General features: G+C 62.3%; 18 protein-coding genes. 5 read left to right on the top strand and 13 right to left on the bottom strand.

Annotated elements, in window-relative coordinates; all coding sequences use genetic code 11:
• Nucleotides 1–2: 2 nt before the first annotated feature.
• Nucleotides 3–887: a LysR family transcriptional regulator gene (locus tag FFS60_RS04165; protein WP_028630618.1), complete on the bottom strand. Its 885-nt coding sequence runs from the start codon at nucleotides 885–887 to the stop codon at nucleotides 3–5.
• Between the two features lie 92 nt (nucleotides 888–979).
• Between FFS60_RS04165 and FFS60_RS04170 the strand changes: the two genes are divergently transcribed.
• The 4 genes from FFS60_RS04170 to FFS60_RS04185 all read left to right on the top strand — a co-directional run bounded on the left by FFS60_RS04170 (nucleotide 980) and on the right by FFS60_RS04185 (nucleotide 4299).
• Nucleotides 980–1312: a multidrug efflux SMR transporter gene (locus FFS60_RS04170; RefSeq protein WP_028630617.1), complete on the top strand. Its 333-nt coding sequence runs from the start codon at nucleotides 980–982 to the stop codon at nucleotides 1310–1312.
• Nucleotides 1313–1385: 73 nt separating this feature from the next.
• Nucleotides 1386–2561 carry an FAD-binding oxidoreductase gene (locus FFS60_RS04175; protein ID WP_137821217.1) on the top strand — a complete coding sequence of 392 codons (1176 nt, stop codon included), beginning with the start codon at nucleotides 1386–1388 and terminating at the stop codon, nucleotides 2559–2561.
• A complete protein-coding gene (locus FFS60_RS04180) occupies nucleotides 2558–3367 on the top strand; it encodes an aldo/keto reductase (protein WP_028630615.1) in 810 nt (269 codons plus the stop codon). Before FFS60_RS04175 ends, FFS60_RS04180 begins: the two co-directional genes overlap by 4 nt.
• A gap of 26 nt (nucleotides 3368–3393) precedes the next feature.
• Nucleotides 3394–4299, top strand: a complete 906-nt coding sequence (locus FFS60_RS04185) for a hypothetical protein (protein ID WP_028630614.1) — start codon at nucleotides 3394–3396, stop codon at nucleotides 4297–4299.
• Between the two features lie 59 nt (nucleotides 4300–4358).
• Here FFS60_RS04185 and FFS60_RS04190 read toward each other — a convergent pair whose 3' ends face one another.
• From FFS60_RS04190 to msbA, 6 genes are all read right to left on the bottom strand, one after another.
• A complete protein-coding gene (locus FFS60_RS04190) occupies nucleotides 4359–5564 on the bottom strand; it encodes an acyl-CoA dehydrogenase family protein (RefSeq protein WP_137821218.1) in 1206 nt (401 codons plus the stop codon).
• Between the two features lie 10 nt (nucleotides 5565–5574).
• Nucleotides 5575–6855, bottom strand: a complete 1281-nt coding sequence (locus FFS60_RS04195; protein WP_137821219.1) for an acyl-CoA dehydrogenase family protein — start codon at nucleotides 6853–6855, stop codon at nucleotides 5575–5577.
• A 105-nt stretch (nucleotides 6856–6960) separates the two neighbouring features.
• Nucleotides 6961–8382 (bottom strand): bifunctional D-glycero-beta-D-manno-heptose-7-phosphate kinase/D-glycero-beta-D-manno-heptose 1-phosphate adenylyltransferase HldE, encoded by a 1422-nt coding sequence (hldE, locus tag FFS60_RS04200; RefSeq protein ID WP_137821220.1) that lies wholly within the window; start codon nucleotides 8380–8382, stop codon nucleotides 6961–6963.
• A gap of 45 nt (nucleotides 8383–8427) precedes the next feature.
• On the bottom strand, nucleotides 8428–9864 hold the full coding sequence (locus FFS60_RS04205) for a PIG-L deacetylase family protein (protein WP_137821221.1): 1437 nt from the start codon (nucleotides 9862–9864) through the stop codon (nucleotides 8428–8430).
• Nucleotides 9865–9868: 4 nt separating this feature from the next.
• Nucleotides 9869–10765, bottom strand: a complete 897-nt coding sequence (locus FFS60_RS04210) for a GNAT family N-acetyltransferase (protein ID WP_028630609.1) — start codon at nucleotides 10763–10765, stop codon at nucleotides 9869–9871.
• Between the two features lie 61 nt (nucleotides 10766–10826).
• Nucleotides 10827–12623, bottom strand: coding sequence for a lipid A export permease/ATP-binding protein MsbA (msbA, locus tag FFS60_RS04215; RefSeq protein ID WP_137821222.1), 1797 nt, complete (start codon nucleotides 12621–12623; stop codon nucleotides 10827–10829).
• Nucleotides 12624–12655: 32 nt separating this feature from the next.
• Between msbA and FFS60_RS04220 the strand changes: the two genes are divergently transcribed.
• Complete coding sequence (locus FFS60_RS04220; protein ID WP_137821223.1) at nucleotides 12656–13276, top strand: lipopolysaccharide kinase InaA family protein; 621 nt, start codon at nucleotides 12656–12658, stop codon at nucleotides 13274–13276.
• A 53-nt stretch (nucleotides 13277–13329) separates the two neighbouring features.
• Here FFS60_RS04220 and FFS60_RS04225 read toward each other — a convergent pair whose 3' ends face one another.
• From FFS60_RS04225 to FFS60_RS04250, 6 genes are read right to left on the bottom strand one after another with little or no spacing between them, the layout of a single operon-like run.
• A complete protein-coding gene (locus FFS60_RS04225; RefSeq protein ID WP_256658035.1) occupies nucleotides 13330–14547 on the bottom strand; it encodes an O-antigen ligase in 1218 nt (405 codons plus the stop codon).
• On the bottom strand, nucleotides 14547–15548 hold the full coding sequence (locus FFS60_RS04230; RefSeq protein WP_137821224.1) for a glycosyltransferase family 2 protein: 1002 nt from the start codon (nucleotides 15546–15548) through the stop codon (nucleotides 14547–14549). Before FFS60_RS04230 ends, FFS60_RS04225 begins: the two co-directional genes overlap by 1 nt.
• Nucleotide 15549: 1 nt before the next feature.
• On the bottom strand, nucleotides 15550–16428 hold the full coding sequence (locus tag FFS60_RS04235) for a glycosyltransferase (RefSeq protein WP_137821225.1): 879 nt from the start codon (nucleotides 16426–16428) through the stop codon (nucleotides 15550–15552).
• An 11-nt stretch (nucleotides 16429–16439) separates the two neighbouring features.
• Nucleotides 16440–17396: a glycosyltransferase gene (locus FFS60_RS04240; RefSeq protein WP_137821226.1), complete on the bottom strand. Its 957-nt coding sequence runs from the start codon at nucleotides 17394–17396 to the stop codon at nucleotides 16440–16442.
• Entirely contained in the window at nucleotides 17393–18301 is a 909-nt protein-coding gene (locus FFS60_RS04245) for a glycosyltransferase family 2 protein (protein WP_137821227.1), read from the bottom strand. The genes FFS60_RS04240 and FFS60_RS04245 overlap by 4 nt, the downstream gene beginning before the upstream one ends.
• Complete coding sequence (locus FFS60_RS04250; RefSeq protein ID WP_028630602.1) at nucleotides 18291–20048, bottom strand: carbamoyltransferase; 1758 nt, start codon at nucleotides 20046–20048, stop codon at nucleotides 18291–18293. The genes FFS60_RS04245 and FFS60_RS04250 overlap by 11 nt, the downstream gene beginning before the upstream one ends.
• Nucleotides 20049–20051: the final 3 nt, after the last annotated feature.

Genomic DNA, 20051 nt, shown 5'->3' on the forward strand with positions numbered 1-20051 from the left:
CACTAGCCCATAGCCTGCAGATGCTCTGCCAGGCTATCGGCCAGCCAGAGCGCCGCCGGCCCCAGGGCCGTATCACGACGGCAGACCAGCTCCACCACCAGTGAGGGAGGCGTCCAGTCACTGCGCAGCTCCACCAATTGCCCCTGATAGGCCGGGTACTGCGCCACGTGACGCGGTAACCACGCCCAACCCAACCCCCGCATTACCAGCTCCGCCATGACGTAGAAGCTGTCGGCGCGCCAGACCTGCGGGCCGAGTTGCTCCCCGCCCGTATAGTGGCTGTCCTGGGGTGCCATCAGGATCTGCCGGTGCCGCACCAGTTCGCGCCGCTCCGCATGGCCTTGCGCTGCCAGGATGTGGCCGGCGCCGCAAACCGTAACCATTTCAATGGTGCCCAGCCGCTGGCGCTCCAGCGCGTCGGGCATTTGCTCGTGGTGGAACAGCAGGCCGAGGTCGGCACGGCGCTCCAGCAGCTTGCGCGCCACGTCGCCCTGGGCGCTGCTGGCCAGCTGCACTTCCAGCATGGGAAAGGCCGTCCCCAGAGCCTCAAGGCTGGCCAGGACCGGCTGATAGGGCATGGCTTCATCCTGGGCCAACCTCAGTCGGGCTTCTTCCCCCCCGGCCAACCCCAGGGCCCGTGCATCCAGGCGCTGGCACTGGCGCAGCACTTCCCGAGCCTCCTCCAGCAGCGCACGGCCAGCCGCTGTCAAACGTGGCTGGCGGCCGCTGCTGCGCTCGAACAACAACACGCCCAGGTCTTCCTCCAGCAGCGCGATGCCGCTGCTCACGGCGGACTGGGCACGCCGGAGCTGGCGCGCGGCGGCGGAAAAGGACTGACCTTCGGCGACGCCGACGAACAGGCGAATCTGCTCCAGACTCCATTGCATGGCGAAAAACCTATCTCCAATACAGATAGGTAATCACTTTATCCCATCAGCGGAAGTCTTAGAATTCGCGCCATTACACAGGAGGCCCGACCATGACCGGCTACATCTACCTTGCTATCGCCATTGCCGCCGAAGTGATCGCCACCACCTCGATGAAAGCCATCGACGGCTTCAACAAACCTCTGCCACTGATTCTGGTGATCGGTGGCTACGCCATCGCCTTCTGGATGCTGACCCTGGTGGTGCGCAGTATCCCCGTGGGCATCGCTTACGCCATCTGGGCCGGACTCGGCATCGTGCTGGTCAGTGTCGCCGCCCTGGTGCTCTACCAGCAGAAGCTGGACGTCCCCGCCGTGCTCGGCATGGGGCTGATCGTCTCCGGCGTCGTGGTGATCCAGCTCTTCTCGAACAGCACCGGGCACTGAAGCCAGTTGCTCATCGGCGGAACGACAGGGGCGCTATACTGCGCCCCTGTTTTTTTCGAGGCGCCTGCGACCCATGGCCGAATCCCTTTCCACCGATGTGCTCATCCTGGGCGGCGGCATCGCCGGCCTCTGGCTCAACGCCCGTCTGCGCAAGCAAGGCTTCGCCACCCTGCTGGTGGAAAACGCCAGCCTCGGCGGCGGACAGAGCGTGAAGTCCCAGGGGATCATCCACGGTGGCGCCAAGTACGCCCTGCACGGCGCCCTGACCGGCGCCTCCGAAGCCATCGCCGACATGCCACGGCGCTGGCGCGAGGCCCTGGCCGGTAACGGCGAACTGGACCTCAGCGGCGTACGCCTGCTCTCCGATGCCCATTACCTCTGGTCGCCCGGCACCCTCGCCGGCAACCTCACCAGCTTCTTCGCCAGCAAGGCGGTGCGCGGCCGCGTCGACCAGGTCAAAGGCAGCGACCTGCCACCGGCACTGCAGCACCCGAAGTTCAAGGGCAAGGTCTACCGCCTCGCCGAACTGGTACTGGATGTCCCCAGCCTGATCACGCGCCTGGCCGACCTGGCTGGCGACAGCCTGCTGGCCGCCCACGAGTTCGAGCCCCTGAACGACGACGGCCAGCGTGTCGGATTACGCATCGACGGCCGTGAAGTCCGCGCACAACGCATCGTCTTCAGCGCCGGCGCCGGCAACCAGGCACTGCTCGAGACCCTGGGCCTGAGCCAACCAACCATGCAGCGCCGCCCACTGCATATGGTGATGGTCAAGGCGCCCAGCCTGAAACCGCTCTACGCCCACTGCCTGGGCGGCGGGCCCAAGCCACGTATTACCGTCACCAGTCACCCGGCCGCCGACGGCCAGTGGGTCTGGTACCTGGGCGGCGACCTGGCCGAGGCCGAGGGCGTGGCGCGCAACGAAGCGGAGCAAATTGCCGCTGCCGAACAGGAGCTGCGCCAGTTACTGCCCTGGGTCGACCTGTCGGCTGCACAGTGGGCCACCCTGCGGGTGGATCGCGCCGAGCCGGCCCAAAGCGGCCTGGTACGCCCAGACAACGCCTTCCTCAGCGAACACCGCCACTTGCTGGTGGGCTGGCCGACCAAACTGGCCCTGGCGCCTGACTTCGCCGACCGCGTGCTGGCCGCCTTCGAGCGCGACGGCCTGCGCCCGGCCGCACACCACGCGCTGCCCCCCCTGCCTCGCCCGCCCGTGGCGCAACCGGCCTGGGAGGAGCTGCTGGGATGAACGGTCTGCACACTTTCCACCGCCCGCTGGGCAACACCGGCCTGGTGGTTTCCCCACTCGGCCTGGGCACCGTCAAGCTGGGGCGGGACCAGGGCGTGAAGTACCCCAACGGTTTCACCATCCCCGACGATAGCGAAGCCCTTCGACTGCTGGCCTTGGCCCGCGACCTCGGCATCAACCTGATCGACACCGCGCCAGCCTACGGTCGCAGCGAGGAGCGCCTGGGTCCGTTGCTGCGCGGTCAGCGCCAGCAATGGGTGATCGTCAGCAAGGTGGGCGAGGAGTTCGAGGGCGGCGTCTCGCGATTCGACTTCAGCCCCGAACACACGCGCTTCTCCGTCGAACGCAGCCTGAAGCGCCTGGAAACCGACTTCATCGATCTGGTTCTGGTGCACTCTGACGGCAACGACCTGGCCATCCTGCGTGACAGCGGCGTCTACGAAACCCTCGCCGAACTCAAGCAAGCCGGAAAGATCCGTGCCTTTGGACTGTCCGGCAAGACCGTTGAGGGTGGCCTGCTGGCCCTGGAACAGGGTGATTGCGCCATGGTCACCTACAACCTCAACGAGCAGGACGAGAAGCCGGTGATCGACTTCGCGGTGCAACAGAACAAGGGCATCCTGATCAAGAAAGGCCTGGCCAGCGGCCACGCCTGCCTCGGCGCAGGCATTGACCCGGTGCGTGCCAGCTTCGAACTGATCTTCGGTCATCCCGGGGTGACCAGCGCGATAATCGGGACCATCAACCCGCTGCATCTGTCCCATAATGTCGCGACGGCCGCCAACGTCATCGGGGGTCGTTGCTAGCCGACCCCTACCCTGAAGGAGCCGACATGCCGCGAATCCTCGCCCGCAAGGACCCCAACGCGTTCAAGACCCTCCCGTTGCATGTCGAAGCCAGTGCCGACGCCCTGAACTACCAGAGCCTGGGTCGCCCGCTGAACTTCACCCAGATGCTGGAGCGCCGCCGCCCGGTGCAGGTCAACGACAGCCGGCGCTTCGCGGTGGAGCTGGCGAACCTCGGCGTTTCGGTGCGGCTGACCCTGAACCTGCAAGGTCGCGATTACTGGCTGCTGGTGCGCCAGCGCCGGCAGGACCGCGGCGACACTGTTCTCAAGCTGATTTCCGGCTACGTCCCGGCCCATGAGCTGAACCTGCCGCTGCTCACCGCCATTCAGGAAGTCGCCGAGGAATGCCTGATCGAGACACCGGAAGGCTGGCTCGCCGGACGCTTCGCCGATACCTGGCTGCCCACGCCCTATCAGCGGCACCTGCGATACCGCGAAGCCAACCACTTCCGCCTCAGCCCCCTGTCCGGGGCAGCGCGCCCCGTGCGCAACGGCAAATTGACGTTGCTGGAGCGCCCCGAAGCCTATGTCCACCTGCCTACCGCATCCCTGCAACTGGTCTACGACCTGCGCCTGGACTTGCCGCGGGAAAGCCACCAGATCAGCCTCTTCCATGTCGACGAGGTGCTGCAGGGCGGCCAACTGGTGGCCAGCCTGGAGCGACGTCGACCCGATATCTACCTGCTGCCACTGCGCCAGGGCCTGCCCACCGGCGAGCTGCTGACCCTGCGCAACGGCGAGTTCAAGGCCGCCAGTACGCGTGGAGTCTGGCTCTCGGAGAGTTTCGCGGAGCAGGACGGCTGGCTGGTGCACGAAGAGCGTGTGCGCTGGCGGGACTGGCTGGCGCGGGTAGGGACGGCCCAACCGTTGGGAAAGAGGGTCGCCTGCTGAACGATGGGGCGCCCAAGCCGCCCCATCGTCGCTGAAGCCGTATCCCATTAGGGCCATCGTCATTTCAGCTCGCTTGAACTCTTGCCCAGCAATCGCCTCGCCACGATCAGCAGTTGGATCTGCTGGGTACCTTCGAAGATGTCGAGGATCTTCGAATCCCGCGCCCATTTCTCCAGCAGTTCGTCTTCGCCATAGCCCAGGGCACCGGCCAGCTCCACGCACTTGAGGGTGATTTCGTTGGCCACGCGCCCGGCCTTCGCCTTGGCGATAGAGGCTTCCTTGGAGTTAGGTAACCGGTTGTCGGCCATCCAGGCGGCCTTCAAGGTCAGCAGGCGTGCGGCCTCCCACTCGGCCTCCAGGCGGTAGAGCGTCGCTTCGGCGTGGCTGGCGGCAAGCAATGGTGTGCGGTAGTCGAACCGGCAGCCGGCTCCGGCCAGCAGCTCGCGCGTCCGGTCCAGGGCCGCTTTGGCGACCCCAACCGCCATCCCTGCCACCAGCGGGCGGGTGTTGTCGAAGGTTTCCATCACCCCGGCAAAACCCTTCTGCACATCGATCTCGGCATTGCCCAGCAGGTTCGTCGCCGGCACCCGGCAGTCGTTGAAACTGATCGACGCGGTGTCCGAGGCCTTGATACCGAGCTTTTTCTCCAGGCGTGTAACGCGCATGCCGGGAGTCCCCTTCTCCACCACGAAGGACTTGATCGCCGCACGCCCCAGGTTGCGGTCCAGGGTCGCCCACACGACCACCGCGTCGGCACGCTCGCCCGAGGTGACGAAGATCTTCTCGCCATTGAGCACGTAATGGTCGCCATCCTTCACCGCCGTGGTGCGGATCGCCGCCGAGTCCGAGCCGCAACCAGGTTCGGTGATCGCCATGGCCGCCCAGGTGCCGCGGAAACGCTCGAGCTGCTCCGCGTTGGCCACGGCGGCTATTGCAGCATTTCCCAGGCCTTGGCGTGGCATGGCCAGGAGCAGGCCGACATCGCCCCAGCAAAGCTCCATCACGCCGACCAGCGCGGAAAGGTTGCCGCCATTGCGCACCCCCTCTTCCGCACCGACGCCACGCTTGCTCGCAGAACCCGCGCCCACGGACTCCGGAGAACCGGCGTTCATGCCGTCCAGCAGCGCGGACAGCAGGTCCAGCTCACGGGGATAGGCATGTTCAGCCTTGTCGTACTTGCGCGATAGAGGCCGAAAGTACTCGGCTGCAACCTGATGGGCCTGGTTGCTCAGTGCGCGGAGTTTCTTCGGGAGTTCCAGATTCATGCTGCCATCCTCACAGGTGCAGGCCGCCGCTCATCAAGGCAACGGCGCGCAGGTCGCGGTACCAGCGCTCGGCCGGGTGTTCCTGGGTAAAACCATGGCCACCGAGCAATTGCACGGCGTCGGTGCCGATCTTCATGGCCTTTTCGGCGCAGAGCAGGCGTGCCAAGTAGGCCTCGCGCTGGTACGTCTCCCCCCGGTCAGCCAGGGCGCAGGCACGCCAGACCATCAGGCGCATGGCATCCAGTTCGATGGCGATGTCCGCGACCATGAACGCCACGCCCTGGCGGTGGCTGATGGGCTCGCCAAAGGCCGTCCGCTCATTGCAGTAGTCGATCACATAGTCCAGGGCGGCCTGGGCGGTCCCCAGGGCCAGAGCGCACCAGGCCAGGTGGCCAAGATCGAGAAATCGCCGGTAGTCGAAATCGATGGCAGCCAGCCGATTCTCGGCCGGAACCTTCACCCCCTTCAGGCGGACTCTCGCCGTACCACAGGCCTTGAGGCCCATGGCCGGTTCCGGGCGCAGGTCAAGCCCCTTGCTGCCGGTCTCGACGAGAAACAGCGCCACGCCGCGGCCCGTATCAGCGGCAACGATCAGGCGGCTGGCATCCAGCCCGTCGAGCACCAGGCACTTCTCGCCACTGAGCACATAGTGTTTCCCCCTGCTCCGCGCGCGGGTGGCCAGCTTGTGGGGATCGAACAACACTGCGGGCTCGCTCACCGCAATGGCCATGCGTGGCGCTGGCTGTTCTCCAATGAAGGCCGGCAGCCAGGCGGCTTGCTGTTCTGGCGATGCCCAGCGACGGATGCAGTTGGCCGCCGAAAGCGGCGCCAGGATCGCGGCGGCCAGGCTCAGATCGCCCTTGCTCAAGGCTTCGGCCATCAACGCGTTGGTAAGGACAGTGCGCTCTCCGGCCAGGCCGCCCTGGCTCTCGCCCACTCCGTAGTGGACCAATCCGAGCGCGTGGGCCTGGTTGAGCAGGTCGGCCGGCACCGTGCCGCGCGAGTCTGCGCCGTGAGCGGCTGGGCGCAAGGTTTCCAGGGCGAAGGCTTCCAGCATCTCTACCAGCATCCGCTGCTCGTCGGACAGGGAGAGATCGAACAATTCACCCGAACTGGCCGAGCGCGGGGCTTTGCGTGCATGTCGCGCGGCCAGCATGAAGCCGGCGCGGGTACCGCCGTAGAGAAGTTTCTCGAATGCCTTGCGCAGCTTGAGACGATCAGGCCAATGGGCCTGGGCCACACGATTGAGCAAGGCCAGGGCACGGCCCTGTGCGTTGGGGGACATCGGCATCGCACTCCATGCAGGATAAGGATGCCGGGATGATGGGTGGCATCGACCCGGACGCCTATGACCGGGCCGACACCAGCGACTGGCAATGCTGCCAGTGAGGAAGGACTACTTGCTGCGGATTTTTTCGACGATCGCCGTAGTGGAGCTGTTCTCCACCAGGCCAAGCACCCTTACTTCACCGCCGTAAGCGCGGACGATATCGGCGCCGACCACCTGGTCAATGCCATAGTCGCCGCCCTTGACCAGCACATCGGGCTTGACCTGGCTCAGCAGCCGCTCGGGGGTGTCTTCGGGGAAGCTCACGACCCAATCCACCGCACCGAGACCGGCCAGAACGGCCATGCGGCGCTCGACGCTGTTGATCGGTCGGCCCGGTCCTTTGAGACGACTGACCGAGGCGTCATCGTTGACCGCCAGTACCAGGCGATCGCCTTGGGCGCGGGCCTGTTCCAGGTAGGTCACATGGCCGGCGTGGAGAATGTCGAAGCAGCCGTTGGTGAAGACGATCTTCTCACCATGGGCGCGGGCATCCTCGATGGCCAGCAGCAGTTGATCCAGACTCAGCACACCGCGCTCGGAACCCTGCTCGCGCTGCACTGCGCGACGCAGTTCCGGCGCGCTGATAGCCGCTGTACCCAGCTTGCCGACAACGATACCGGCAGCAAGGTTGGCCAGGGCCACGGCCTGCGGCAGCTCTTCGCCAGCGGACAGCGCAGCAGCCAGGGTGGAAATCACGGTGTCGCCGGCGCCAGTGACATCGAACACTTCGCGGGCGCGAGCCGGCAGGTGCAGCGGGGAGTGGTCGGGGCGCAGCAAAGTCATGCCATGCTCGCCACGCGTGACCAGCAGGGCGCCCAGGTCCAACTCCTGCATCAGCGCTGCCCCTTTGGCAACCAGTTCGGCCTCATCGGCGCAGCGACCGACGATGGCTTCGAACTCGTTTAGGTTCGGGGTGATCAGGCTGGCGCCACGGTAGATGCTGAAGTCCTTGCCCTTGGGATCGGCCAGCACCGGGACACCGCGACGACGAGCAGCCTGGATCAGCACCTGGTGGTTCTTCAGCGCGCCCTTGCCGTAGTCGGACAGCACCAGCACCTTGGCTTCGGGCAGCAGGCGCTCGACTTCCGCGGCCAGGGCCTCGGCGTCGGTCTGGAAGGCTTCTTCGAAGTCCATGCGCAGCAACTGCTGGTGACGGCTCATGACCCGCAGCTTGACGATGGTCGGCTGCTCGTTGAGACGCTGGAAGTGCACATCGACGCCAGCGGCGTTGAGGCTGTCGGTAAGGCTGTCGGCTGCTTCGTCGACGCCAGTAATACCCACCAGCATGGCCGGAGCACCCAGCGCAGCGATGTTCAGAGCAACGTTGGCGGCGCCGCCGGGACGGTCCTCGATCTGATCCACCTTGACCACGGGCACCGGCGCCTCGGGCGAAATGCGCGAGGTGCCGCCATGCCAATAACGGTCAAGCATGACGTCGCCCACCACCAGAACGGGGGCCTGATCGAATCGGGGCATGGACAGCTTCATGGGGTCTCCGGACGTCAAAAACGGCGCGGATCATACCATAGCAGCTCAGTTGGCCCGAGGCTCTCGATCGGACGTCGGGCGCACCCAGAACAGCTCGTGGCGGCGTACTGCCTTGCGGAAGAAATCGTCCTGGCCGACCTCGGGCCAGCGTCGGCCCGCCAGTAGCCACTGAATGACACGACGCAAGCGCTTCTTGAACGGCAGGGGCGCCTGCAAATCGTGCTGCATGGCCAGCGCCTGGGCCTTGTCCATGCGGGTAGAAGCCCCGAGCCGGGGACTCCATAACCCATCGGCCGGCAACGGCTCCTGCCGTGGCGGCAGGCTGATGCCGTTGCCCGCAGGCCCCATGGGCCAGCGGTCGTTGTCGTAGAGATGGTTGGCGTACAAGAGCTGGATACTGGGTTGCCAGCCGCTGCACTCGACCGCCTCGGCCAAGGCACGGCTGGCCTGAATGTGGTCGGGGTGCGGGTCCAGTTCCGGATGAGGCAGGACCACTACCTCGGGGCGGAAGCGCTCGAGCAGGGAGGCCAGATCGCCTACCAGGTTGTTCCAGGTCGGCACACCGTCCAGATCGCCTGGTAGTGCCAGGGGATTGAAGCGTCGCACGCTGCGGATATCCGCTTCGCCGGACTCCCGCGACGCGAAAGGCTTGTTCGGCTCGGTTTCCATGGCCGCCAGCTGCATGCAGTAGTACCCCAATTGCACACAGCGACTGGCCGGTACGCCACCCCAGAGCGGCACCGCCAGGCTACTCCAGCTGCGCAGGCGCCCTTTCAAGCGCGCCGCTGCGGCCTTGTCGAGCCCCAGCCTGCGGTAGTTCTGCGCCTCGATCTCACCCTGGGTCAGGGTCACGATACTGACCTCGGCGCAGCGGCTGTAAAGGCCGAAGGCCGCCAGCTCGGCATCGTCGGCGTGGGGCGCGATGATCATCACGCGCCGCGAGGCGTAGTCCGGATTGTCGAAGGCATGCAACCTGACCTCAGGACCCAGGCGACAGAATCGCCCCTGCAGGCGCAAACGTCCCTCGCGCAGGGCTGGTAACAGGCCGGACAGATTGAGATAGCGAAGACCGCGCGCACCACGCTCGAAGTCCTGACGATCCACGGACTGGCCGTCCTGGATCAGGACGTGGGGATCCAACCAGCGCCCCAGCCAGGTGCTGCGAAGTTCGACAGCAAGGATCAGCGTGTCGGCGCTAGCTGGCAGTTGGCCTGGGCCCAGCTGCAGTTCGCACTTGTGGATAACGCCTTCGACGCAAGGTGAAAAGCCGGGAAAATCGTAGCGATAGTCTTCTCGCGGCGAATAGAAGAGATGGTCGGCAAACCAGGCCTCATGGGCGATCCAGGCCAGGACCAACAGCACCGGGAGGCTGTTCCAGTTGCCGAACCAGTCGAGCGCCGCCATGACCAGCAGGGCTGCGACCATGAAGAGACGCTTGCCGCGGCGGTGCCGACGCAGCAGTTGCTGTTTGCGTGTTTCCATTCACTTACACCCGAAATGCGGCAACCCTGTCGCACCAACGATCCTTGTATTCGCGGTCGGCTCGACCGAACGAGTAGCGGAGCATCTTGCCCCTGGCCCGGGCATCCTCCCAGGCGGCCTGGGTATTGATGAAGCTGAGAACGCTACCTGGACTGAGATGGTGCGCACGAGGATCAACGCCGCCGTTGATGTACTCGTAACTGATCCAGTCTGGCGACTCGGCCCTGTACAGAACCTGAACGGCAACCGGGGCGCCATTGAGCAGCAGCAACGAGCCACTGAGGTACTCATGCAACAGCCTGAAGACCTCAGCCAAGTGGCCTTTGCCCGGAACTTCGAAACCCCAGCGTCGTTCGAACAGCTCGGTGTAGATCGCCGCCAGCTCTGCAGGCGCGAAGCCCGCCACTGGCCTCACTTCGCCACCCGCCTCCTCGAAAAGGCGCAGCTCGCGGCGCTGGTTGTAGCGGAATTTCTTCGACCAGGCTTCGGGGGTGCGAGCCATGGCCAGCTGCGCTTTCTGCGGACGCAGGCTGCGGAAACCGGACAGATTGAGTTCGGAGAGATAGGCGCACTCGTGACGAAGCGCGATCCCCGCACCAGGAGCCACCGGCAGTATGACCTCGGCGTTGCCCAGGTCGAACAGGTTGCGCATTCCCTTGCGCTTCAGCACCTGCCGGGAGAGCGCCAGACTCCGCCCCCAGGTAGGAATGGCAGCCTGGAGCTCGCCACCTGCACGGTACCCGAGGTAACGCACTGGAATGCCCGCCAGCGCGGACAAACGCTCAACGACCTGCGGGTGAGTGATGACGCTGCCGCCAAAACGCTCCCAGACACCACGGTAGGAACCGGCATCGACCGACTCCCATCCACGCTCCCGGTACAGCCTGAATCTATTGAGCAAAACCTTGCCTTGCCGAGTGAAGCCCCGGCCCTTCCTTGATTAGCGATGAAGTGGATGCCGCTCAGCCGGCCTCCGACTGAGCCTCGTCTGCGAACTGGTTGGCATGCAGCCGGGCGTAGTAACCGTTCATGGCCAGCAGCTCGGCATGGGTGCCGCGCTCGACGATTCGTCCCTGATCCATGACCAGGATCAAGTCCGCCTTCTCGATGGTCGAAAGCCGATGGGCGATGACCAGGGTGGTGCGGCCATCCATCACACGATCCAGCGCCGCCTGGATATGCCGTTCCGACTCGGTATCGAGGGCTGACGTGGCTTCGTCGAGCACCAGCACTGGAGCATTCTTCAACAACGCCCGGGCAATGGCCAGTCGCTGGCGCTGCCCGCCGGACAGCAGCACACCATTCTCGCCCACTTCGGTATCGAAGCCTTGCGGCAGCCTGTCGACGAACTCCTTGGCGTAGGCCGCCTCGGCCGCACGCTCGACATCCTCTCGTGGCGAGCCGGCAAGATCGCCGTAAGCGATGTTGTTGGCTACCGAGTCGTTGAACAGGGTCACCTGCTGGGTCACCAGGGCGATGTGGCGACGCAGGTTGCGCAGGCGATAGTCCTCGATGTCGACGCCATCCAGCAGGATTTGTCCGTGTTCATGGTGGTAGAAACGCGGGATCAGGTTGGCCAGGGTGGACTTCCCGCTACCGGAGCGCCCCACCAGGGCGACCATCTGGCCCGGTTCGGCCTCGAAACTGATGTCCTGTAGCACGGGCTTTTCGGTACCGGGGTACTGGAAGCTGAGATTGCGCACTTCCAGTCGGCCACCGACGTGATCCTTTTCGATGGTTCCGTTGTCGACTTCCGGCTTCTCGTCAAGTTGCTCGAAGATACTCTCGGCGCCAGCCAACCCCTTCTGAACGGTCGAACTCACTTCGCTCAACTGGCGGATTGGCTTCGGCAGGAGTCCGGCCAGAGTAATGTAGGCCACCAGATCGCCCGCGGATGCATCGCCCCGGAGGAAAAGGACCAGGAACATCAGCAGCGCCATTGCGCTGTAAATGACCAGTTGCAACATCGGGGTATAGACCGCCCCGGTCTTGATCATCTTCAGTTGCTTATCGGTATTACCGTTACTGGCGTCCAGAAAGCGCTGCTGCTCGTAGGGCTCACCGCCAAAGCTACGCACCACTCGATACCCCTGGATGGTCTCGGAGGATATGTGCATGACGTCGCCCATTGCGACCTGGATCTTCTTGCTCTGCTTGCGAAATTTTCGACTGGCGCTGCCGACCATGAGCGCGATCAGCGGCAAAATCGCAACCATCACCAAGGTCAGCTTCCAGTTCATCCACAGCAGCGAGGCAAACAGAAAGATCACCGTCATCCCTTCGCGAATTACTACCTTGATCGCATCGGTGGCAGCACCCGTCACCATGGTCACGTTGAACGTAATGCGGGAAATCAGATGGCCCGAGTTGTTGTTGTCGAAGTATCGATTGGGCAGAAGCAATAACTGATTGAACAGAGCCACTCGCAGGTCGTGCACCAGTCCCAGTGAAACCTTGGCCAGGAAGAAGTTGCCGAGAAACGAGCCGATGCCCTGCCAGAGCGCGATCAGCACGATGAGAACCGGCACGGCCTGCACCAGATCCATATCCTTGAGATAGGGGACATTCGGAAGCAAAGCAGCGTGCGGGTCGGTCAAGCCATCGACGAAATACTTGAGCACGTACCCCAGCATTGGCTGGCTCGAAGCGAAGATCAGAAATCCAATGATGCTGAGCAGGAAGAAACCCACGTACGGCCTGACATAGCGCAGCAACCGCAGATAAACCTGGAGATCCGATTGCTGGTTAGAATTGGCCACTCTCGATCCCTATAGCTACTCAGAGAAAATTGATGCGGATTGTACCAGCGAACGAAATGCAGCAGTGGCTCGACCAAGGCGAGGTTCTGGAGAAGGACGGCCGCGGTCCCAAGGTCCTGCGTCAGCCGGATGGCCAACTGCTGAAGATTTTCCGGCCACGTCGCCGGCTCTGGCTCGCCCGCGTGCGCCCTGCTGCACAACGCTTCGCCCGCAATGCCGAATTGCTTGCCGAGCGCGACATCACAGCGCCCAGGGTCAACGAATGCATGTGGTTAGACAAGGTCCAGGCCGTCAGCGCCTGCCTCTATGAGCCCCTGCCCGGACGCTCGCTGGACCAGCTGTATCGCCACGCGCGCCCTGAGTTCGACGCGTTGCTGCCCGAACTCGCAAATTTCATCCATACCCTGCACCGGCGCGGTATCTACTTCCGCTCGCTTCACCTGGGCAACATTCTGCGCTTGCCGGAAGGCGGTTTCGGCCTGATCGACTTCCTGGACATGCGCTTCAAGCGTGGCCCACTCAGCAGTCGATTGGCACGAAGGAACCTTGAGCACCTCAGAAGTTATCTACGCCGCAGCCAGATCGAGGACTTCCCCTGGCAACGCCTGCTGCAGGCTTATGGGCGGGACCTGGCCGATATCCGTTCGAAGTAACAACGAGGCCCATCAGGAGGGCAGTACTTCGATCCTGCCCTTACCCATGCCCTTCAGGCGCCGCCAGACATCTGAACCGACGGTACCCGGTCCCGCCTGGCCTGCCTGGCGAGTGCGTCTATGACCAACACCAGCGCTATGGGCAGCCAGGTCACGAACCAGATGGGCGATGGTTTTACCCAGGGAACAGTCCCCTCCGTCAACACTACAAGCCCCGAGTAAAGCCACAGGGCAATTGCCGCCCTGCCAAGGGTGGTATTGCGGTGGATGAGTGCGATCCAGCCCGTCCAGCACCAGATCCCCACCCAAAGCAGCAATCCTAGGACACCAAATCTGATCCCGATATCCAGGAACAGGTTGTGGGGGTGTCGAGCGCTGGTTTTCAACGCTGCGATCTGGATCCAGTACTCCTGGAAACCCAGGCCATGCACCCAGTTGTCCAGCAATAAGGAAAGCCCTCCCATCCACAATTCCGGCCGATACGAAAAGCCTCGATTCAATATGAGCGCGGGCTTGAGGACCAAAACTACAGCAATCAACAGCACGGAAATTGCCGCCATCACGTAGGCGGTCTTGCTCCGCAACAACAAGCCCACTAATACGAAGGACAACATCAGGCAAACCCAGATCCAACGGCTCTGGTTGAAGTAAAGAAATGCAGCGTACCCCAGGAGAGCCAGAAGAACTAAAGAGATGACCCAAACACTGCGCTTGGCTTCAAGCCCCAGCATTGCCGTCAGGATCGCCAAAGCTCCACAAGCCTGCGCGGCCGGAATCACGACTCGCCAAACCCCGAACGACACTACTCGATAGTAGAAAATATGGCCCTGTACGAAATATGTGTAGAAGCAGGTAAACCCTGCAGCCAGACCGCCAAATACACAGCACAGCAGCAAGAGATCCCGAAACCGCTCTTTGAGGTGCATGGCGGCGACCATGACGCCCAATAGACTAAGGGCGATGTAAAAGGGCAATTTTAGGTCGCGAACATCGTCCCATCCGTCAGAACTCATAACAACAACGAACACGTACCAGATGGAAATCGCGAGATAGAGCCCGGCAAAAACCTTATGAATCTTCGGATAGCCCCTGTGGAATAGGCAGAAGTGCCAAAACGCTGGAATCCAGAGAAACAAAATGACGAGCCGGTGATAGTACGTATTGCTTGGCAAGACCCAAGGAGCACACAGGAAACAAACCACCCCCAAAACTGCCAGACGAGAAAGCCAACTCCCCAACCGCTCTCTATCCATAACAAAGAACTCAGCCATCACTTAAATAAATATTGTTTTAGCGCACCCAGGTATATTCTGATGCAATTCAAAAATCCAAACTTTCTGAAGACCCCGAACAATACATGAAAATTTAAAAGCCCCGACGCAAGGATATGTGCCCGGGTCTCAGCACGGCTCCTCCTGAACAGACGACTCCTGTTCCTCCGCTCCAGGCGACGCAACTCCTTTTTCACAAAGTTATAGAATCGCTCGTCGCCTTCTTGGCAAATCCTGTCTGCCTCCAGCACGACCCTTTCATATACGGCTTCCTTGTAAGCCAAAAACTCTACGTTATGCGTGGCGCTTGCGTGGTGAACCCTGGTCAAGGCAAGTGCCTGTGGACTGTCCAGAAACGCTATATAGGCGCCATGCAGGATGCAACGCAGCCAGTAATCCCAATCTTCGAGCGCGCGCATCTCGACATCGAATAGACCGACCTTTTCGACAAGCGTTTTCCTGACCACCGCCGCATGAATGGCCATGTTGTTCCCCCTTAGGAACACGGGGAGAGCAACCTCATAACGACCATTTATAACTTTCGACCACTCTTTGGTAGAGGACAGATCAAGCTTGGTAAACAACCTGTCTTCATACATTTCCTCGAAATAGCGGAACCGCGAATAGGAAATGTCTATATGCGGGTTATTCTCGAAGTGCTCAACGTGAGCTCTTAACTTATCCGGCGTTATAAGATCGTCCGCATCGAGAAAAAGGATGAGGTCTCCTTGAGCAAGCCGAATCCCAGTATTCTTGGCCGCCGAGGTCCCTGCGTTGCTCTGATGTACATAACGGACTCGGGGGTCCTCGGCCATCAGGCCAGACGCAACCGTTTCAGTGCCATCGATAGAGCCATCATCGACGATTATGGCTTCCCAGTTCTCGTAACTCTGCTGTCGAAGGCAGTCGACGGTGCGCGTCAGAAAACGGGCGTAGTTGTAGCAGGGGATTACGACGGAGACCTTGTGATCGACCGGCTGGCTGCGAGGTGCTGTTCCCATATCAGCCCTTCCGAGAAAGCATGCGCAAGAGCCCCCGCAGTGTCTTCAGGTTCCATGCACTCAAGGGCAGACCGGCAAGCAACTCGCGGGCAAGTACCTTGTCCTGGCGGGCGCACTTGAGCAGCATCGAATTGCGGAAGCGCGCGCAGACCTCGGGATAAGCAGGGTGGTCACTGAAGCGCGCATAGGTCTTCAGTACGTTATCCACCATGAAGCGGTAGTTCTTGTAAGTGTTGGTGTCGTGTACCCGGTAGAGCGCCAGGGGCTCGCCCAGGATATCTATGAAGTATCCAGCGTGAGTGATCTTCAATTCGATCATCAGATCCTCGAGACGGACGTCTGGCTCGAACCCGCCGACCCGCTCAAGCGCCTCACGACGAAACAGTAGCGTGGGAGCCGGCGCCCCTGGCTTGCGATCAAGAAACACATCCTCGAAATCCAGACGCCGCAACGGAAGCCCACGCGGCTTGCCGCTGGGGATCCCGGCCGCATCGATCGTCTGGATATCCCCTGCGCAAATACCTACTTCTGGCTTGTCGACAATGTAGGCGACCTGCTTGGCGATCCGGTCCGCAAACATGATGTCGTCAGAGCCGAAGGGGGCGATCAGGTCGCCCTTTGCTCGTGCGATGGTTTCATTGAGGGTTCTCGACAATCCCTTGTTAGCCTGGCAGCGAAAGTCAAAACCATGCACTGCTTGCAGCGCCTGGATGCGTGAGACGCTATCGTCACGGGAACCATCATCCACCACCAGCAGTTCAATGTTCGGATAGCTCTGCTCCAGCACACTGCGAATGCTCGCCTCGATATAGGGCGCGTGGTTGTATGAGGCGATGATCACGCTCACCAACGGCTGGTGGGCATCGTTCGTCAAAGACATTGCGGAACTGCTCAATTTGGGTTGATCCGGGACCAGAAAGCCTGCCAGACGGAAATGGGCTCGATTGACGGCCAGGGCTCTTCCAGCACGTTGAGGAGATGCTCTGCCAATAGGAGGTGAGAGAGGTGTTGCTCGACGAATCGTCTACCCGCCTCGGCTATGGACTGCTCCAGACTCGAATCTTCGCGTAGCCTGGCCAGATGCCCGCGCAATTCGTCTACGTCAGAATACAAAAGCAGGTGAACACCATCTTCAAGACCGATAGCAGGTTCCTCGCTGCCTTGCCGCCAGGCCAGCAAGACACAACCGCAGGCCATGGCCTCGAAATTTTTCGCCATGTACTCACCAAGGCCGACATCTGCGCTGATGAAGTAGCGGATGCGATTCAGCATCTTCCGGTAGGGCTCCCCCGGAGCGGTACGCAGTAGCTGCAGCGAATCCTCGGCCGCCAGGCGGTCCAGCAACCGCTTCCGGTCTTGGTAGGCAGCGCTGGCGGTCCGGCCGATGAAGCCCAGTTCAATATCCCGCTCCCCCCCTTCGAGGAAAATCAATCGGGGGTCATAGCCCTTGGGAATGAAGTGGACCTTGAAACCTTCGCCCCTCAATCGCTCAGCAACACTGGCTCCGGTCACGACGATTCGTGCGTTGGGCAACGCTCTGTAGAAGCGGCTGAAGCGACCGCGCCAGCGGGAACTGTCCAGATAGTTCTGGCACGCGTCTTCCTCGTAGATCAAGAGGCCGGAAAGCCTGCTGAGGAATCGGGTCTGCCGATGGATGTTCTTGAAATGGAGATCGACAAGGATCCGATCATAAGCGGACAGATCCACACCGCTCAGCGTGCGGCGCAAATTGCGCTGTGCGTCCTTGTCGAGGATTTTCAGGTCGAGATCGACTTGCTCCCGGAGGCGTCCATAAACGCAGGAAAAGTCGGGCTCTCGTCCGGCAGAGCTGAGCGCCAAGACTTTCATGGGTTTCGGCGCAGCCACATCCGGGCGGCCTTGCGGGTATAGGACCACTTCAGCAGCACCCGCCAGTCCGTTCGCACTGCCTCGCGATAGTACTCGCGGGCGCTTGCCTGATCGCCCGCAAGCAGACAGGTGCGGAACAGCGACAAGCAGCGTTGAGCACGATAGGCGGGCTTGATCGAATGCAGGCTGGCCGGCAGTTTCGCAAAGACTTCATCCACCAGCGCAAGACCCACTTTGCGAGCTGCTTCGGCGTTGTGGCGCAGGCTGCCGGGGTGCTTGTGGATACGTGCGAGCATCAGGTCGAGGACTTCTACCTGACGCTGGGTCAGGCAGTAGGCGAACACCGGGATGTCCTCGCTGTGTCGCAGGTGTTCAGGATAAGGCCGTTCCAGCAGCAGCTCGCGTAGGAACACGCAGGCACCGTGGCTGAGGGCGATCTTCTTGTCCAGCAGGTAATCCTTCAGCCGTTGCAAAGCGTCGCCGGGAACGCTGCTGGCGGGATGTCCGCGTTCGCGGCCGTCGGGCTGGACGGCGACATGGCCGGCTAGCCAGAGACCGACCTCGGGCTGCTGGCGTAGCCGCTCGCAGAGGTCAGGCAGCACATCGGGCGCCAGCTCGTCATCGGCGTCCAGCAACAGGACGTAGTTACCCTGGGCCAGTTTCACACCGTTGTTGCGTGCGGCTGAGGGGCCGGCATTGGTCTGTCGAACGCCCTGGAAGGCCGCACCGTAGCGCTGGCTCAGGGCGGTGAAGACTGCCGGGGTGTCATCGGTGGAGCCGTCGTCCACTACCCAGAGTTCGACCTCCGGGGTAGCTTGGGACAGCACCGATTCCACGGCACGCGGGAGCACGCCCGCGTAGTTGTAGGTAGGGATGATGACGCTAAGCAGCGGCTTAGCCGACATTGTCATACCAGTCCTTGCCTTCCTTGACGACGAGGATGTCTTCCATGATCAGGTACTGCAGGTCCGAGCCGTAGAACATGTTCAGCGCATCGGTGGGCGAGCAGATCATCGGCTCGCCGCGACGGTTGAGCGAAGTATTCAGGGACACGCCGTTTCCGGTGAGGACTTCCAGTTCCTTCATCAGGTCATACCAGCGGGGATTGTGGCGACGCTCCAGGACCTGGGCACGGGACGTGCCATCCTCATGCACCACTTCGGCCACGCGGGTCTTCCACTCTTCGTTGACTTCGAAGGTGAAGGTCATGAAGGGCGACGGGTGATCGACCTTGAGCATCTGCGGCGCAACGGTGTCCAGCATCGACGGGCAGAAGGGGCGCCAGCGCTCACGGAACTTGATCTGCTCGTTGATGCGGTCGGCCACGCCGACCGCACTCGGGCAACCGATGATGGAACGGCCGCCGAGGGCGCGCGGGCCGAACTCCATGCGGCCCTGGAACCAGGCCACCGGGTTGCCGTCGACCATGATCTTCGCGATGCGCTGCGGCGTGTTCTCGATGCGCTTGAACACCGGCTTCTGCGGGTGCCTGGCACAGGCGGCAATGACGTCTTCGTTGCTGAACGCCGGGCCGAGGTAGACGTGTTCCATCTTCTCGACCGGCACGCCGCGCCTGACCGAGACGTAGGCAGCGGCACCCACCGAGGTGCCGGCGTCGCCAGACGCGGGCTGGACGAACAGCTCCTTCACTTCCGGACGGGCGATGATCTTCTGGTTCAGCTTGACGTTCAGCGCGCAACCGCCGGCGAATGCGATCTTGCCGGTCTGGCGGATGATGTCGCCCAGGTAGTAATCCATCATCTCCAGCGCCAGTTTCTCGAAAAGAGCCTGCATGCTGGCGGCGTAGTGGATATAGGGGTCGTCGGCGATGTCGCCCTGGCGTTTCGGGCCCAGCCACTCGATCAGCTTGGGCGAAAAATAGAAACCCTTGCCGTTTTCCTTGTAGCGTCGGAAGCCGATGACGTTGGCGTAGTCGGTGTTGATGATCAGCTCGCCGTTCTCGAACTTGGCCAGACGCGAGAAGTCGTACTTGGCGGCGTCGCCGTAGGGCGCCATGCCCATGACCTTGAATTCGCCGTCAAGCATCTCGAAACCGAGGTACTCGGTGATTGCGCCGTAGAGGCCACCGAGGGAGTCCGGATCGTAGAACTCCTTGATCTTGTGGATCTTGCCGTTCTCGCCCCAACCGAAGAAGGTCGTGGCGTACTCGCCCTTGCCGTCGATGCCGAGGATCGCGGTTTTTTCCTTGAAGCCTGAGCAGTGGTAGGCGCTGGACGCGTGGGCCAGGTGGTGTTCCACCGGCTCGATCTTCACCTTCTTGGCATCGAAGCCCAACTGCTCCAGGCACCAGACGATCTTCTTGCGGTAGCGCTTGTAGCGACGGTTGCCCATGAGGATGGCGTCCAGCGCACGATCCGGGGCATACCAGTAGCGCTTGGCGTAGTGCCAGCGGGCCTTGCCGAACAGGCTGATGGGCGCGAAGGGAATGGCCACGACATCGACGTCGGAAGGCTTGATACCGGCCTGTTCCAGGCAGAACTTGGCCGACTCGTAGGGCATGCGATTCTTCGCGTGCTTGTCGCGCACGAAGCGCTCTTCTTCGGCGGCCGCGATCAGCTTGCCGTCGATATAGAGCGCGGCGGAGGGATCATGGCTGAGGGCGCCGGAAAGGCCGAGAATCGTCAATGCCACGGG

It is taken from the genome of Pseudomonas sp. D(2018) (assembly GCF_005502555.1).
GTDB lineage: Bacteria > Pseudomonadota > Gammaproteobacteria > Pseudomonadales > Pseudomonadaceae > Metapseudomonas > Metapseudomonas resinovorans.

Bases quoted from the DNA above. Each gene is read 5' to 3' on its own strand.
- FFS60_RS04230 (WP_137821224.1), bottom strand. From the start codon at position 15,548: ATGGGAACAGCACCTCGCAGCCAGCCGGTCGATCACAAGGTCTCCGTC.
- FFS60_RS04235 (WP_137821225.1), bottom strand. From the start codon at position 16,428: ATGTCTTTGACGAACGATGCCCACCAGCCGTTGGTGAGCGTGATCATC.
- FFS60_RS04170 (WP_028630617.1), top strand. From the start codon at position 980: ATGACCGGCTACATCTACCTTGCTATCGCCATTGCCGCCGAAGTGATC.
- FFS60_RS04180 (WP_028630615.1), top strand. From the start codon at position 2,558: ATGAACGGTCTGCACACTTTCCACCGCCCGCTGGGCAACACCGGCCTG.
- FFS60_RS04190 (WP_137821218.1), bottom strand. From the start codon at position 5,564: ATGAATCTGGAACTCCCGAAGAAACTCCGCGCACTGAGCAACCAGGCC.
- FFS60_RS04220 (WP_137821223.1), top strand. From the start codon at position 12,656: ATGCGGATTGTACCAGCGAACGAAATGCAGCAGTGGCTCGACCAAGGC.
- FFS60_RS04225 (WP_256658035.1), bottom strand. From the start codon at position 14,547: ATGGCTGAGTTCTTTGTTATGGATAGAGAGCGGTTGGGGAGTTGGCTT.
- FFS60_RS04165 (WP_028630618.1), bottom strand. From the start codon at position 887: ATGCAATGGAGTCTGGAGCAGATTCGCCTGTTCGTCGGCGTCGCCGAA.
- FFS60_RS04175 (WP_137821217.1), top strand. From the start codon at position 1,386: ATGGCCGAATCCCTTTCCACCGATGTGCTCATCCTGGGCGGCGGCATC.
- FFS60_RS04195 (WP_137821219.1), bottom strand. From the start codon at position 6,855: ATGCCGATGTCCCCCAACGCACAGGGCCGTGCCCTGGCCTTGCTCAAT.
- FFS60_RS04185 (WP_028630614.1), top strand. From the start codon at position 3,394: ATGCCGCGAATCCTCGCCCGCAAGGACCCCAACGCGTTCAAGACCCTC.
- FFS60_RS04245 (WP_137821227.1), bottom strand. From the start codon at position 18,301: ATGTCGGCTAAGCCGCTGCTTAGCGTCATCATCCCTACCTACAACTAC.
- hldE (WP_137821220.1), bottom strand. From the start codon at position 8,382: ATGAAGCTGTCCATGCCCCGATTCGATCAGGCCCCCGTTCTGGTGGTG.
- FFS60_RS04205 (WP_137821221.1), bottom strand. From the start codon at position 9,864: ATGGAAACACGCAAACAGCAACTGCTGCGTCGGCACCGCCGCGGCAAG.
- FFS60_RS04240 (WP_137821226.1), bottom strand. From the start codon at position 17,396: ATGAAAGTCTTGGCGCTCAGCTCTGCCGGACGAGAGCCCGACTTTTCC.